We start from the raw sequence: 14,044 nt of genomic DNA, 5'->3' as shown, positions 1-14,044 counted from the left end.
TTTAGAAAAAAGGAAGAAATATGTCAGAAGAAATCAAAGATTTACAAGAAAAAGCCCAGGAATATGATGCCAGTCAGATTCAGGTTTTAGAAGGGTTAGAAGCTGTTCGTCTACGACCAGGGATGTATATCGGATCAACCTCGAAAGAAGGATTGCATCACTTGGTTTGGGAGATTGTGGACAACTCTATCGACGAAGCCTTAGCGGGATTTGCCAGCAAGATTGAGGTTTTTATCGAACCAGATAATTCCATCACAGTTGTGGACAACGGTCGTGGAATTCCTGTCGATATTCAAGAAAAAACAGGTCGACCCGCTGTTGAAACGGTCTTTACAGTACTCCATGCTGGAGGAAAATTTGGCGGAGGCGGCTACAAGGTCTCTGGTGGTCTGCATGGCGTTGGGTCATCCGTCGTAAATGCTCTTTCAACGCAACTGGATGTCCATGTCTATAAAAATGGACAGGTTTATTTCCAAGAATACAAACGCGGTGAAGTAGTTGCAGATTTAGCGGTGGTTGGTGAGACGGATCGAACAGGTACAACGGTTCACTTTACACCAGATCCTGAGATTTTTACAGAGACTACCGAGTTTGATTTTGCAAAATTAAACAAGCGGATTCAGGAGCTTGCGTTCTTAAATCGTGGTCTAAATCTTTCACTTACGGACAAGCGAGAAGGATTGGAGCAAACCAAGGACTACCACTATGAAGGTGGGATCGCTTCTTATGTTGAGTACCTTAATGAAAATAAAGACGTCATCTTTGATACGCCGATTTATACGGATGGTGAGATGGATGATATTACGGTGGAAGTGGCCATGCAGTATACGACCAGTTACCATGAAAATGTGGTCAGCTTTGCCAATAATATCCATACCCACGAAGGGGGAACTCACGAGCAAGGTTTCCGCACTGCTTTGACTCGAGTCATCAATGACTATGCCAAAAAGAATAAAATTCTCAAGGAAAATGAGGATAATCTGACGGGTGAGGATGTTCGTGAAGGCTTGACGGCAGTTATCTCAGTCAAGCACCCCGGTCCTCAATTCGAGGGGCAAACCAAGACTAAGTTGGGGAATAGTGAAGTTGTCAAAATCACCAACCGTCTGTTTTCAGATGCCTTTACGGAGTTTCTCTTAGAACATCCACAGATTGCACGCCGTATCGTTGAGAAGGGTATTCTGGCAAGTAAGGCACGGATTGCAGCTAAGCGAGCACGTGAAGTGACCCGTAAGAAGTCTGGTCTTGAAATTTCCAACCTTCCAGGCAAATTGGCAGACTGTTCATCGAATGATGCGACCAAGACTGAACTCTTTATCGTGGAGGGGGATTCTGCGGGTGGTTCAGCAAAATCTGGCCGTGACCGTGAGTTCCAGGCTATTCTACCAATTCGTGGTAAGATTTTGAACGTAGAAAAAGCCAGTATGGATAAGATTTTGGCCAACGAAGAGATTCGCAGTCTCTTTACAGCCATGGGAACTGGATTTGGCGCGGACTTTGACGTATCTAAAGCTCGCTATCAAAAATTGGTCATCATGACGGATGCCGATGTTGATGGTGCCCATATTCGTACCCTCTTGCTGACCCTATTTTATCGCTATATGCGCCCGATTGTCGAAGCTGGCTATGTCTATATTGCTCAGCCACCCATTTATGGTGTAAAAGTTGGCAGTGAAGTCAAAGAGTATATCCAACCGGGTGTAAATCAGGAACAGGAACTCCAGGAAGCCTTAGAGAGACATAGTTCAGGTCGATCTAAACCAACCATCCAACGCTACAAGGGATTGGGAGAGATGGATGACCACCAATTGTGGGAAACTACTATGAATCCAGAGAATCGTCTGATGGCACGTGTCTCTGTTGATGATGCAGCAGAAGCGGATAAGGTGTTCGACATGCTGATGGGGGACAAAGTCGAACCACGGCGAGAGTTTATTGAAGAAAATGCTGTTTATTCAACAATTGATGTATAAAATTTGGAAAACTAGTGCAATTGCTAGAAAAATGTGCTATAATGAAGTGATTTTCTAGTAAATTATATATCTAAGGAGATTTACATGCCAACAGGAACAATCATCTTAATCGTTTCGATTGTTGTGATCTTGATTCTGGCCTATGTGGCTTGCTTGATCATTCGAAAACGTAATGATAACTTACTTACAGCATTGGAAGATAGAAAAGAAGAGTTATTTAACCTTCCAGTTAACCACGAGGTGGAGGCTGTTAAAAACTTGCATTTAATTGGTCAAAGTCAAGTGTCTTTCCGTGAATGGAATCAAAAGTGGGTAGATTTATCCCTCAATTCATTTGCAGACATTGAAAACCATATTTTTGAAGCAGAAGGGTACAACAACTCCTTCCGGTTCATTAGTGCAAAGAATGCTATTGATTCGATTGAAAGTCAAATTGACTTGATTGAAGAAGATATTAATGCTATTCGTCAAGGTTTGACTGAATTGAAGGAGCAAGAAGAGAAAAACTCAGGTCGTGTGAAGCATGCCCTTGACCTTTTTGATAACTTACAAGAAAAAGTTCGGACGAATTCAGACAGCTTTGGTGATACCTTGCCAGAACTGGAAAAACAACTAAAAACTATCGAAGTTGAATTTTCAGAATTCGTTATGTTAAACTCTTCAGGTGATCCGATTGAAGCTGCGGAAATTCTTGACAAGACTGAAAATCACATGATTGCACTTGATCAAATTATGGATCGTATTCCAGCTTTGATTGAGACAGTCAATACTACTCTTCCTGATCAATTGGAAGACTTGGAGTCAGGTTACCGTAAGTTGGTTGATGAGAACTACCTCTTTACAGAGTCTGCAATCGAAAGTCAGTTTCAAGAAATCCGTGTTTCTCTTCGTGAAAACACAGCTTTGATAGTGGCATTTGATTTGGACACGGCAGAGGCAGAGAATGTGACGATCCAAAAACGCATCGATCACTTATACAAGCTCTTTACAAGTGAGATTGAAGCGCATCGTGAGACTGTTAAAATCAGCAAAACCTTGCCAAAATTCTTGGAGCACATCACTCTGAATAGCCAAGCCCTTGCTGAAGAAGCAGACCGTTTGAACAAGTCATACATGTTGGCAGAAAGCAAATTCACACGTATTCAACAATTGCTGAAGCGTTTGGATTCGCTAGATGCCCTGATCTCAGAAGGGATTGAAGACTTGGATAATCCACAAGTGGCTTACTCGATTTTACAAGAGCGTTTGGAAAATGCAGAACAGTCCTTGAAGGAAATCGAAGAAGAGCAGTTGGCTTTGGCTGAATACTTGAAACTTCAAGAAACTTCTGAACAAAACGCTCGTAAGAAAGCAAATCTTTATATCAATAAATTGCACACTTTGAAACGTTACATGGAAAAACGAAATCTTCCAGGTATTCCGGATTCATTCCTAACCATTTTTTTCCGTGCAAGTGACCATGTGGAAGCCTTGATTGGAGAATTGGATTACAAGCGAATCAATATTGAAGTAGTTAATCGTTTGCTAGAAAGTGCAACTTATGATATAAACGAATTGGAAGAAACTGCTTATCAGATTGTTCAAAACGCGACTCTGACAGAGCAACTCTTACAGTATTCAAACCGTTACCGTTCATTTGACGAAGGGATTCAAAAGTCCTTCACACGCTCTCTTGCAATTTTTGAAAAAGAGTTTGATTATCAAGCATCCTTTGAAGAAATTTCCTTTGCCTTGGAGACCGTTGAACCTGGTGTAACAGAACGTTTTGTTCGCTCTTATGAAAAAACAAGAGAAACGATTCGTTACTAAATAAAAAGCCATTTGGCTTTTTATTTTTATATTAGAAAGGATGAAAAAATGACAAAAGGTTTGTTGGTCATGGATGTTGATTCGACCTTAATTTTGGAAGAAGGTATCGATCTTTTAGGTGAAGAAGCTGGCGTGGGTGAAGAAGTCGCTGCTATTACAGAACGTGCCATGCGCGGGGAATTGGACTTTGAAGAAGCCTTGCGTGAACGAGTAGCCCTTTTGAAGGGCTTACCTGTCACAGTGTTTGACCGTATCATGGAAAAAATTCATTTTACACCAGGAGCTGCAGACTTGGTTGCAGAATTAAAAAATCGTGGCTATAAGGTTGCCGTTGTTTCAGGTGGTTTTCATGAGACAGTTGATCGATTGGCTGCACAGTTGGAGTTAGACTACGTTCGTGCCAATCGTTTGGAAGTTGTAGATGGTCTTTTGACAGGCCAAGTTTTGGGGGAAATTGTCACAAAAGAAACCAAAAAAGCCTGTTTAGAAGCTTGGGCAGTTGAAAATGGTTTGGAACTATCTCAGACAATTGCTATGGGGGATGGAGCCAATGACCTACCGATGATTCAGCGAGCAGGAATCGGCGTTGCTTTTTGTGCCAAACCGATTGTACAGGAACAGGCACCTTACCGAATCAATGAAAAAAATCTCTATAAATTAATAGAGATTTTGGATAGAAAATAATACGGAAGTCAGCAATATGCTGACTTTTTTTGTTAGGATTCTAGCAAGAATTTCTGCAAGTCATCTACTGTTTGGGCAATAAAATTTGCTCCAGCCAGCTCAAGTTCTTCGCGGTCACCATATCCATAAAGGACACCGATAGAAGCTAGCTGGTTGGCTTTGGCGCCGAAGATGTCATGTTCACGATCTCCGACCATAATGGTTGTTTGCGGATTGTAGTCCAGTTGCGCTAAGGCATAGGCGATGACATCTGTTTTACTGATACGGCTGCTATCTAAACTAGCTCCGGCAATGACATAAAAGTAAGGAGCAATACCAAAATATTCTAGAATTTGCTTGGCAAAGATTTCTGGTTTAGAGGTGGAAATGACTAAGGTTTTTCCTGCTTCCGTCAGAGCCTCTAACAGAGGAATAACACCGTCGTAGAGTTGGTTTTCGAACATGCCTCTTTTTTTAAAATAGATCCGAAAGGCATCAACAGCTGCCTGGGTATCTGCTGGATTGAGTTGATAGAAACGGGAAAAGGATTCATAGAGGGGTGGACCAATGAAACGACTTAAATTCTCTGGGTCTGATTCATCAATTTTCATACTTTCAAGCGCATATGCGACTGAGTTGATGATACCCAGTCCAGAATCAGTCAAGGTTCCATCTAGGTCAAATAAAATTGTGTGATACATAGGCACCTCCTTGGATACTAGTATAGCATAGAAAGAGGCCTGGAGACAGGAGTAACTTGAAAGGAGGATAATGGACTGTTATACTATATCTAAAAAGGAGGATTGACTATGCGTATCTTGATAGCACCAGACTCTTTTAAGGAATCTCTTTCATCACTTGAAGTAGCAGAGGCGGTCCGAAAGGGTTTTTCAAAGGTTTATCCCTTGGCAAGCTATGATTTGCTCCCCTTGGGTGATGGGGGAGAAGGGACTGTTGCAAGTCTCGCCTATGCTCTATCTCTGAAAGTGGAACAATCGGTTGTAACTGGCCCCTTTGGGGAAACGATAGAAGTTCCCTATGCTATGGGAGAGGGGATGGCTGTATTTGAAATGGCCGCCATTGTGGGATTGGCTTCTATTCCATTATCCAAACGCAATCCCCTAGAACTATCGACAAAAGGGGTTGGCGAACTTCTGGTCCATCTGGTACAAGCAGGTGTACGACATATCTATATCGGAATTGGAGGTTCTGCTAGTCATGATGGAGGGATTGGCATGGCAGCAGGATTAGGTGTCCAATTTTTTGATGCGGATGATCAGGAATTGCCTGCAATTGGTGCCAATCTTGACAAGATTACTCGTCTCTCTCTAGCTAATTTGCGGATTGATCTTTCAAACCTTCAGATAGATCTCATTACAGATGTGACCAATGTGCTTTGTGGACCTGAAGGTGCAACCTATACATTTGCAGGGCAAAAGGGACTTCCTGCCTCGCAGTTTCCACGGGTTGATCAGTCCATGCAGTCCTTTTACAAGATGATCAACCCGGCCATTTTAGAGCTTCCAGGAGCAGGTGCAGGGGGCGGTATGGCGGCAGGCTTGGTGCAATTTGCAGGAGCCCATATCCAAACAGGGATTGATTTTGTCTTGGATCAGCTGGACTTCGATCAACGTGTTGCTCAAGCGGACCTAGTTATTGTGGGAGAAGGTCGTATGGATGCTCAGAGTTTGTCTGGAAAAACACCTATCGGAGTGGCACGACGTACCCCAATAGGCATTCCAATTATTGCCATTTGTGGTAGCTTAAAGGATAATCTTCCCGATTTTCCTTTTGAAAATATCTGCGCCGCATTTCCCATTATTGCTGAAGTTGATGACTTAGAAAATACGCTTAAAAAGGGAGAAAAAAACCTGATCCGCACAGCAGAACAGGTGGCAAGAATTCTTCAGTTAGGAGGTCAACAAACATGGAATTTGTGACATATGAGGCAATTATTGTATTCATTTTTATTGGTACTCTAACGCTAATATCTCTTATGAAGCTGCTCATAAATGAAAAAGAAACAAAAATGAACATAATAAAGGCAAATGGAGTAATGTTCTTTTTCAATGAAAAAAATGAAAGAGGCAGATTGCTAGGAATTCTTAGTCTAACCGGTATTATTCTCGTTTTAGTATGTGTCCTACTTTATTGATAATAAAGACTAACCAAATAATTTTTTCCAGAAAGAGGTTTTTTGCTCTTCCTTTTTCTCTTCTTGTGTGACAAGATTTGGGAAGATAGCTTCTAGGCTAATATCTTCTTGATCGACTGCATGATCTGTATGAAAGACTAGGGCATAAGGAGAATGCCCCACTTTTTCATCGATGATAGAAGTAGTTAGTCCCAGAGATTGCGCTGTCTTAATAATGGCAATTTGCAATCTGTCTGACAGGCTTGGAGACAGCTTCAAGGTGAGAGGCTGGAAGCGGACACTTAGATCTCTGCACAGGATTGGTAGCTTATCTTGAAAAGTTTGTGACTGCACTTGGTCAAAGGTCAAGATGAGGACGACTCGTTCTCTAAAGGTGCCCATGTAGATGCGTTGTTGGTCTGGATCAAGGCGTGTTTCGCCACTTGCTTTTTGTAAAATTGTTTTTTGAATATCAATCATGTCCTTAGTATAGCATAAAAAGGGACTGCTGAAAAGGCAAGCGTTTACATCATTGGTTTCTGTAAAATAACCTGTTTTTTCTTGAAAAATCTGTATTTTTAGGGTATGATAGCTATGTAACAATTTTAAACTCAAAGGAGAGTAATATAATGTCAATTATTACTGATGTTTACGCTCGCGAAGTCCTTGACTCACGCGGTAACCCTACACTTGAAGTTGAAGTTTATACTGAATCAGGTGCTTTCGGACGTGGTATGGTTCCTTCAGGAGCTTCTACTGGTGAGCACGAAGCAGTTGAACTTCGCGACGGTGACAAGTCTCGTTACCTTGGTCTTGGTACACAAAAAGCTGTTGACAACGTAAATAACGTGATTGCTGACGCTATCATCGGTTATGACGTTCGTGATCAACAAGCTATCGACCGCGCTATGATCGCTCTTGACGGTACTCCTAACAAAGGTAAATTGGGTGCAAACGCAATCCTTGGTGTTTCTATCGCTGTTGCGCGTGCAGCTGCTGACTACCTTGAAGTGCCACTTTACACTTACCTTGGCGGATTCAACACTAAAGTATTGCCAACTCCAATGATGAACATCATCAACGGTGGTTCTCACTCAGACGCTCCAATCGCTTTCCAAGAATTCATGATCTTGCCAGTTGGCGCTCCTTCATTCAAAGAAGGTCTTCGTTGGGGTGCTGAAGTATTCCACGCTTTGAAGAAAATCTTGAAAGCTCGTGGTTTGGTAACAGCTGTTGGTGACGAAGGTGGTTTCGCTCCTAAGTTCGAAGGAACTGAAGACGGTGTTGAAACAATCATCGAAGCTATCGAAGCTGCTGGTTACGAAGCTGGCGAAAACGGCATCATGATCGGTTTCGACTGTGCGTCATCTGAGTTCTACGACAAAGAGCGTAAAGTTTACGACTACACTAAATTCGAAGGCGAAGGTGCTGCTGTTCGTACATCTGCAGAGCAAATCGACTACCTTGAAGAATTGGTTAACAAATACCCAATCATCACTATCGAAGATGGTATGGATGAAAACGACTGGGATGGTTGGAAAGCACTTACTGAGCGTCTTGGCAAACGCGTTCAATTGGTTGGTGACGACTTCTTCGTAACAAACACTGACTACCTTGCACGTGGTATCAAAGAAGGTGCTGCTAACTCAATCCTTATCAAAGTTAACCAAATCGGTACTCTTACTGAAACATTTGAAGCTATCGAAATGGCTAAAGAAGCTGGCTACACTGCAGTTGTATCACACCGTTCAGGTGAAACTGAAGATTCAACAATCGCTGACATCGCAGTTGCAACTAACGCTGGCCAAATCAAGACAGGTTCATTGTCACGTACAGACCGTATCGCTAAATACAACCAATTGCTTCGTATCGAAGATCAACTTGGTGAAGTTGCAGTCTACAAAGGCTTGAACTCATTCTACAACTTGAAAAAATAAATTAGTACAGTGTACTAATTTATCCCCGAGTTAGAATAACGAGGGTTATAGTAAAAACAAGTCCGAAGATTTTCGGACTTGTTTTTCTATGTACAGTGTACTAGTTTATCTCAGAGTTTGTTTAGCGATGTGAATTAATACTCTCAAGGTTAATCCGCACATCAAAAGTTAGACAAAAAAAATTAAACTTTGGGTGCTATTTTTATAAAATTGAACTAATAAAACAAAGTAAAAATCTATGAACAAGGTCAAAGGGGGTAATCAAGGCATTTATCTACTTTTACAGATAGATACAGAATAAATATTATCCAGAGCGGGAAGTACACATCCACCAGAATTAAAGTTGGAAGTAATTGATGAAGTTCTAATTGATGGTCACTCTCTTAATCATACGCTCTTACGAATCAAGGAACGCTTCCAAACTGGATAGCTCAATACAAGGAAAACGGGTATACTATTCTTGAAAATAGAATGGCCAGTAAAAATAGGGTGTAAATAAAAGAAGACTTTGGAAGAGACGACGGAGTTGGAGCGACTTTAAGAGGAAAATGAACGCTGCGTACTGAGGTAGTTTACCAAAAATCGGATTTGTATTATAGCTTTGCACCTATGAAAAATATGTGGGTATACCCTGATATTGTTGATATCTAGCGGATTGTGTGATATAATATTCTAAAGCACAGGGGATAGTATAGAAGGAGTACACCTTGATAGAGGTAGCCACGGTGCGAATCCGTGTCATTGTGCTAGCATCTAGGAAACTAGGTGCTTTTATTATTTTTAGAATTGACAAACACCCCAAAATGTGTTACAATGTAACACAAAGAAACGAGGTAAATACCATGAGTACAGTAACTATCAGATTAAATCAAGAAGAAGAAACATTTTTTAAAAGCTATGCTCAATTAACAGGGCAAAGCCTTTCAAGTCTTTTCAAGAAAGCCCTAGAGCGTGATATTGAAGATGAGTATGATTTGAAAATCTATAAACAAGCCTATGCTGAATACAAAGCAGACCCAGAGACAATTAGCCATGCTGATTTTAAGAAAGAGCTAGGCTTGTAATATGTATCGTATAGAGTATTCTAAAAAGGCTCAAAAGCAGATTAAGAAGTTAGATAAGCAGATACAGCGATTGTTATTTGCTTGGATTGATAAGCACTTAGAGGGGACGGACACCCCACGCGCCAATGGTAAAGGTTTAACAGGAGACCATGCTAACGAGTGGCGTTATCGTATCGGTGATTATAGGCTTATTTGCGATATTCAAGATGATAAGATGGTTATTTTAGCGCTTGAATTTGGGCATAGGAAAGATATTTACTGATTACTGGAGAAGTAAGATAGTTAAAAATAATGTTAGCTGTTGTTCCTTTGGAGCATGAACAAGGATAAAAAAATAGCACCCGTAAAGGTGCTGTTTTCTTGCCTACTGAACTCATCGATTTACTACCTTTTTTACTACCCCTCTAGTATATTGTACTTGTTTGTACTTTTCATTTTAGAATGAAAAAGGTAAAAAGTAGATTAGTAATTTAGCGTATGTTATAGAACTATTTGATAATTTATCCTCGAGCTAGCATAGCGAGGATTATAGATAGTAAGAACAGGTCCGAATATCTTCGGACTTGTTTTTCAATATCTTGTAGACTGTTTTATTCCCGAGTTAGAATAACAAGGGATAGTAATACTCTCTAGTTTTTCCTAGAGGTTTGGTATTAAAAAAAACTAGGTTTAATAACCTAGTTTTCAAATATTAGAACAAACCTTTTACCTTGTCCAAAAGACCGCTTACGCCTTCTGTACCAGATAAGAGACCTTTTGCTTGCTCAAGATATTCACCGAATTGATCTTTGTTTTCTTCGATAAATTGTTTTGCGCCGTCAAAGTCTTTGTTTGCAATCAAATCTTTTACTTGATTTAACAAATCTGTTGGATTCATGTTCTTCACCTCCTATATCATTATTCAACCATAAATAGAGCGATTTCACAAGCATTTAGTCTTGAGGAAAAGTAACACAAACGGCTTCTGGAATTTGGACATCATTTGAGATTGCCCAGAGTTTTCCGGTTGCTTCTTCACGTGAAAAGACGACGATATTATCTGAATCTTGGTGAGCGACTAGGAGGAATTTTTCATTTGGACTCAGAGCGAAATCTCGTGGAGTTTTTCCGTGAGTTGGTACAATTTCGACTAATTCTAGGCTTGCATCTCCTAAGGTTCGGAAAACTGCGATAGAATCATGACCACGGTTAGAGGCATAAACGAATTGACCATCCTTTGTAATCCGGATAGCAGCTGTGCCATTGAATCCTTGGTAGTCTGAAGGGAGTGTTGAGATGGTTTGCATCCGCTCAAAATAGCCGTGACCGTCATAAATCAGAACTTCAATTGTAGAGTTCAACTCACAAATCAAATAGGCTAATTTGTTGTAGGGATGGAAGACAATATGGCGGGGACCTGCACCGGCTTGTGCCTGATAGGTTGTTTTCTTTTCTAATTTTCCTTGATCTGAGACAGCATAAGTGATGACTTGGTCGGTTCCCAAATCACAGGTAACCAAAAATTTGTCAGGGGTTAGGTCAGCAAAATGCACATGAGGAGAAGCTTGGTTCTCATGTGGTCCAGATCCTGTATGGACAGCTGAATCCCTTAATTCCAGACTACCGTCTTCCAAGCGCTTATAGACCAAAACTTGCCCCTTGTGGTAATTGGCACCATAGACCAGTTGGCGTTCCTCATCGACTGCCACATAGCAAAGTGGCGCACCTTCGTCAACAACGTGATTGAGAGGTGTCAGATTGGCAGTGAAAGAAGCAATTCCTCCTAGACCATTTTCTGCACCGACTGAGTATAGACTTCCGTCTTTGGCAAAAGCTAGATAAGTTGGATTTGGCTCGTTGGCAACGAGTCGAGGATTGCTGAGCTGACCACTAGCCTCATCGAAATCTGCTGCATAAATACCCTTTGAGTCTCGTTTCGTATAGGTTCCAAAATAAACTGTCATGTTGGTCTCCTTTTTCTAAACTGGCTTTATTATAGCACATTTTTCCTTAAGCAATGCTTAGAAAGTCGTATTTCCATTTTCAAAAAAATAGGAGAAAATGGTACAATAGAAACAAAGAAAGTGAGGTAAGTATGGAAGACAAGCAAACTCGTTTTAATCAATCTTGGCTATACAAATGGGTTATCAACAATCAAGCTGTTAGTTTTTTCTTGGTAACCTTGTTGGTTCTCAGTTCTCTCTTTGTTTTCACCAAGGTTAGTTTTATCTTCAGTCCCTTGGCAGATTTTATCTCCATTATTCTCCTGCCGATGTTGTTGACTGGCCTGCTGTATTATCTGCTCAATCCCTTGGTTGACCTGTTTGAAAAGTATAAATTTTCGCGTACGGTGGGAATCTGTATCTTATTTGTACTGATTGCTCTCTTACTGGTGTGGGGTTTGGCTGTTGCTATCCCTAGCGTACAAGCTCAAATTATGTCTTTTATGCGCAATCTTCCAGGTTATATTGCTGAAATCGAAGGGATTGCGACCAAGCTACTGGAGAATGAACAGTTTGCCCAATTCCGTCCAACAGCCTTGGAACAGTTGAATAAACTAAACGATCAAATCATGACCTTTGCCCGGAACATATCAACCAGCGCTGTCAATTGGGCCAGCAATCTGATTTCAACTGCCTCGCAAATTATCATTTCAATCTTAATCATGCCCTTTATCCTCTTTTATCTCTTACGGGATGGAAATCAGGTGAAAGGGAATATCATCAAATTTTTACCGACCAGGTGGCGGTCGTCAATCGGCCAAGTCTTGACGGATGTCAATAGTCAGTTGGCAAACTATGTACGAGGGCAGGTGACAGTGGCGATGATTGTTGCCTTCATGTTCTCTGTCATGTTTTCTATCATTGGTTTGAATTACCCGATTACCCTTGGAATTGTGGCTGGCTTTTTGAATTTAATTCCTTATCTTGGTTCATTTTTGGCCATGATTCCAGCTGTTATTTTAGGGATTATTGCAGGTCCCTTTATGTTGATCAAGGTTTTGATTGTCTTTATGGTGGAACAAACCATCGAAGGCCGTTTTGTAACGCCTTTAATTATCGGTAGTTCGCTGAGTATCCACCCGATTACCATTCTCTTTGTACTCTTGACGGCTGGTCAGATGTATGGTGTTTTGGGTGTTTTGTTGGGAATTCCAATCTACGCTTCGATCAAGGTAGTCGTCAAAGCCATTTTTGAATGGTATAAAACGTATAGTGGTCTCTATGAGGAAGAAGGAGAAATAGAAGAAGTTCATGAACAATAGTGGAAAAATGTTGGCTTGTTTGGACCAGCAGGATTTAGTCAAGGCAGATAAGTATCTCAAGCGTGCCTTGGCAGAAGATGACAATGACACCCTTTTGTCCTTGGCTGCCTATCTGGAAAGTATTGGTTTTTTCCCCCAGGCTGCACAAATATATGACCAGCTCAAGTCGAGCTATCCTGAGGTGGTTCTCAATCTGGCTCAGATTGCTTTTGAAGACGGCATGGTTGAAGAAGCCTTTGCTTATTTGGAAGAAATTTCGGAAGACAGTCCCGCCTATGTGGAAGCCTTGTTGGTCAAGGCGGACCTGTATCAGGCAGAAGGATTGTCCGATGTGGCGCGTGAAAAATTACTTGAAGCAAGTCACTTGTCCGATGAGCCCATTATCCTCTTTGGCTTAGCAGAGTTGGATATGGAACTGGAGCTTTTTAATGAGGCTATTTCCTACTATGCCCAGCTGGATAATCGTGAAATTTACGAATTAACGGGAGTTTCTACCTATCAGCGAATTGGTATTGCCTATGCTGGTTTAGGTAAATTTGAAGCAGCCATTGAATTTTTGGAAAAAGCTGTTGAGTTGGAATACGATGACCAGACAGTTTTTGAGTTAGCAGCTCTGCTATTTGAACGAGAAGAACACCAAAAGGCCAATCTCTACTTCAAGCAGCTGGCTACCATCAATCCTGATTTTGAGGGCTATGAATATGCCTACGCCCAATCCCTCCATGCCGAGCATAAATTAGAAGATGCCTTGGCTATGACTCAAAAAGGCCTGGCAAAAAATGACTTTGATGCCAATCTCTTGCTCCAGGCTTCTCAGTATGCCTATGAATTGCATGATGAGGAAGCTGCTGAAGACTATCTTCTCAAGGCAAGGGAAGTGGCAGATGACAGCAATGAATTAGCCCTCCGCTTGTCCAATCTCTATCTTGAACAGGAACGCTATGACGAAGTACTTGCCCTCGTTGACGAAGAGGTAGATAACGTTCTAGCTCGCTGGAATGTAGCTAAAGCCTATCAAGCTCTGGAAAGAGATGAGGAAGCGAGTGAGCTTTACGATGAATTGGCTGGAGAATTGGCTGAGAATCCTGAATTTTTGGCTGATTACGTAGCGGTTTTACGTCAACTTGGTCGTTTGGATGAGGCAAAAGAGCAAGCTAGTCGGTATATCCAATTGGTGCCAGATGACTTGGCCATGCAAGAATTTTTGAATGAAGAGTAGG

General features: G+C 41.3%; 13 protein-coding genes and 1 pseudogene. 10 read left to right on the top strand and 4 right to left on the bottom strand.

Features of this window, described 5'->3' with window-relative positions:
- Window positions 1-20 precede the first annotated feature (20 nt).
- The 3 genes from gyrB to serB all read left to right on the top strand — a co-directional run bounded on the left by gyrB (window position 21) and on the right by serB (window position 4,466).
- On the top strand, window positions 21-1,973 hold the full coding sequence (gene gyrB, locus J5566_RS03225; protein ID WP_208562047.1) for a DNA topoisomerase (ATP-hydrolyzing) subunit B: 1,953 nt from the start codon (window positions 21-23) through the stop codon (window positions 1,971-1,973).
- Between the two features lie 84 nt (window positions 1,974-2,057).
- Window positions 2,058-3,782 (top strand): septation ring formation regulator EzrA, encoded by a 1,725-nt coding sequence (gene ezrA / locus J5566_RS03220; protein ID WP_208562046.1) that lies wholly within the window; start codon window positions 2,058-2,060, stop codon window positions 3,780-3,782.
- Between the two features lie 48 nt (window positions 3,783-3,830).
- Entirely contained in the window at window positions 3,831-4,466 is a 636-nt protein-coding gene (gene serB / locus J5566_RS03215) for a phosphoserine phosphatase SerB (RefSeq protein ID WP_208562045.1), read from the top strand.
- A gap of 32 nt (window positions 4,467-4,498) precedes the next feature.
- On the opposite strand, the gene J5566_RS03210 is transcribed toward serB, so the two are convergent.
- Complete coding sequence (locus J5566_RS03210) at window positions 4,499-5,146, bottom strand: HAD family hydrolase (RefSeq protein ID WP_208562044.1); 648 nt, start codon at window positions 5,144-5,146, stop codon at window positions 4,499-4,501.
- Window positions 5,147-5,254: 108 nt separating this feature from the next.
- Here J5566_RS03210 and J5566_RS03205 point away from each other — a divergent pair, with 108 nt between their 5' ends.
- Complete coding sequence (locus tag J5566_RS03205; protein WP_208562043.1) at window positions 5,255-6,385, top strand: glycerate kinase family protein; 1,131 nt, start codon at window positions 5,255-5,257, stop codon at window positions 6,383-6,385.
- Window positions 6,386-6,609: 224 nt separating this feature from the next.
- On the opposite strand, the gene J5566_RS03200 is transcribed toward J5566_RS03205, so the two are convergent.
- The gene (locus tag J5566_RS03200; protein WP_208562042.1) at window positions 6,610-7,059 is read right to left on the bottom strand and encodes a DUF1694 domain-containing protein; all 450 of its coding nucleotides are present in this window, start codon (window positions 7,057-7,059) and stop codon (window positions 6,610-6,612) included.
- 149 nt (window positions 7,060-7,208) lie between these two features.
- On the opposite strand from J5566_RS03200, the gene eno reads away from it, so the two are divergent.
- From eno to J5566_RS03185, 4 genes and pseudogenes are all read left to right on the top strand, one after another.
- The gene (gene eno, locus J5566_RS03195) at window positions 7,209-8,516 is read left to right on the top strand and encodes a surface-displayed alpha-enolase (RefSeq protein WP_099871461.1); all 1,308 of its coding nucleotides are present in this window, start codon (window positions 7,209-7,211) and stop codon (window positions 8,514-8,516) included.
- Window positions 8,517-8,841: 325 nt separating this feature from the next.
- Window positions 8,842-8,981: pseudogene (locus J5566_RS10790) on the top strand (IS3-like element ISLgar1 family transposase); the annotation flags it as partial.
- A 377-nt stretch (window positions 8,982-9,358) separates the two neighbouring features.
- The gene (gene relB / locus J5566_RS03190) at window positions 9,359-9,580 is read left to right on the top strand and encodes a type II toxin-antitoxin system RelB family antitoxin (RefSeq protein ID WP_024532383.1); all 222 of its coding nucleotides are present in this window, start codon (window positions 9,359-9,361) and stop codon (window positions 9,578-9,580) included.
- A 1-nt stretch (window position 9,581) separates the two neighbouring features.
- On the top strand, window positions 9,582-9,842 hold the full coding sequence (locus tag J5566_RS03185; RefSeq protein ID WP_208562041.1) for a type II toxin-antitoxin system RelE family toxin: 261 nt from the start codon (window positions 9,582-9,584) through the stop codon (window positions 9,840-9,842).
- A 429-nt stretch (window positions 9,843-10,271) separates the two neighbouring features.
- On the opposite strand, the gene J5566_RS03180 is transcribed toward J5566_RS03185, so the two are convergent.
- Window positions 10,272-10,457 carry a hypothetical protein gene (locus J5566_RS03180; RefSeq protein ID WP_158454439.1) on the bottom strand — a complete coding sequence of 62 codons (186 nt, stop codon included), beginning with the start codon at window positions 10,455-10,457 and terminating at the stop codon, window positions 10,272-10,274.
- A 55-nt stretch (window positions 10,458-10,512) separates the two neighbouring features.
- Window positions 10,513-11,523, bottom strand: coding sequence for a lactonase family protein (locus J5566_RS03175; RefSeq protein WP_208562040.1), 1,011 nt, complete (start codon window positions 11,521-11,523; stop codon window positions 10,513-10,515).
- Between the two features lie 131 nt (window positions 11,524-11,654).
- Here J5566_RS03175 and J5566_RS03170 point away from each other — a divergent pair, with 131 nt between their 5' ends.
- Both J5566_RS03170 and J5566_RS03165 read left to right on the top strand, forming a co-directional pair.
- On the top strand, window positions 11,655-12,824 hold the full coding sequence (locus J5566_RS03170) for an AI-2E family transporter (RefSeq protein WP_208562039.1): 1,170 nt from the start codon (window positions 11,655-11,657) through the stop codon (window positions 12,822-12,824).
- Window positions 12,814-14,043 (top strand): tetratricopeptide repeat protein, encoded by a 1,230-nt coding sequence (locus J5566_RS03165; RefSeq protein ID WP_208562038.1) that lies wholly within the window; start codon window positions 12,814-12,816, stop codon window positions 14,041-14,043. The genes J5566_RS03170 and J5566_RS03165 overlap by 11 nt, the downstream gene beginning before the upstream one ends.
- Window position 14,044 lies beyond the last annotated feature (1 nt).

The sequence above is a fragment of the Streptococcus suis genome (genome assembly GCF_017601095.1).
GTDB lineage: Bacteria > Bacillota > Bacilli > Lactobacillales > Streptococcaceae > Streptococcus > Streptococcus suis_Z.
This window is presented reverse-complemented; position numbering and strand designations above follow the sequence as displayed.

Excerpts from the sequence above, each read along its gene's own strand:
- gyrB (WP_208562047.1), top strand. The coding sequence starts at position 21 with ATGTCAGAAGAAATCAAAGATTTACAAGAAAAAGCCCAGGAATATGAT.
- ezrA (WP_208562046.1), top strand. The coding sequence starts at position 2,058 with ATGCCAACAGGAACAATCATCTTAATCGTTTCGATTGTTGTGATCTTG.
- serB (WP_208562045.1), top strand. The coding sequence starts at position 3,831 with ATGACAAAAGGTTTGTTGGTCATGGATGTTGATTCGACCTTAATTTTG.
- J5566_RS03210 (WP_208562044.1), bottom strand. The coding sequence starts at position 5,146 with ATGTATCACACAATTTTATTTGACCTAGATGGAACCTTGACTGATTCT.
- J5566_RS03205 (WP_208562043.1), top strand. The coding sequence starts at position 5,255 with ATGCGTATCTTGATAGCACCAGACTCTTTTAAGGAATCTCTTTCATCA.
- J5566_RS03200 (WP_208562042.1), bottom strand. The coding sequence starts at position 7,059 with ATGATTGATATTCAAAAAACAATTTTACAAAAAGCAAGTGGCGAAACA.
- eno (WP_099871461.1), top strand. The coding sequence starts at position 7,209 with ATGTCAATTATTACTGATGTTTACGCTCGCGAAGTCCTTGACTCACGC.
- relB (WP_024532383.1), top strand. The coding sequence starts at position 9,359 with ATGAGTACAGTAACTATCAGATTAAATCAAGAAGAAGAAACATTTTTT.
- J5566_RS03185 (WP_208562041.1), top strand. The coding sequence starts at position 9,582 with ATGTATCGTATAGAGTATTCTAAAAAGGCTCAAAAGCAGATTAAGAAG.
- J5566_RS03180 (WP_158454439.1), bottom strand. The coding sequence starts at position 10,457 with ATGAATCCAACAGATTTGTTAAATCAAGTAAAAGATTTGATTGCAAAC.
- J5566_RS03175 (WP_208562040.1), bottom strand. The coding sequence starts at position 11,523 with ATGACAGTTTATTTTGGAACCTATACGAAACGAGACTCAAAGGGTATT.
- J5566_RS03170 (WP_208562039.1), top strand. The coding sequence starts at position 11,655 with ATGGAAGACAAGCAAACTCGTTTTAATCAATCTTGGCTATACAAATGG.
- J5566_RS03165 (WP_208562038.1), top strand. The coding sequence starts at position 12,814 with ATGAACAATAGTGGAAAAATGTTGGCTTGTTTGGACCAGCAGGATTTA.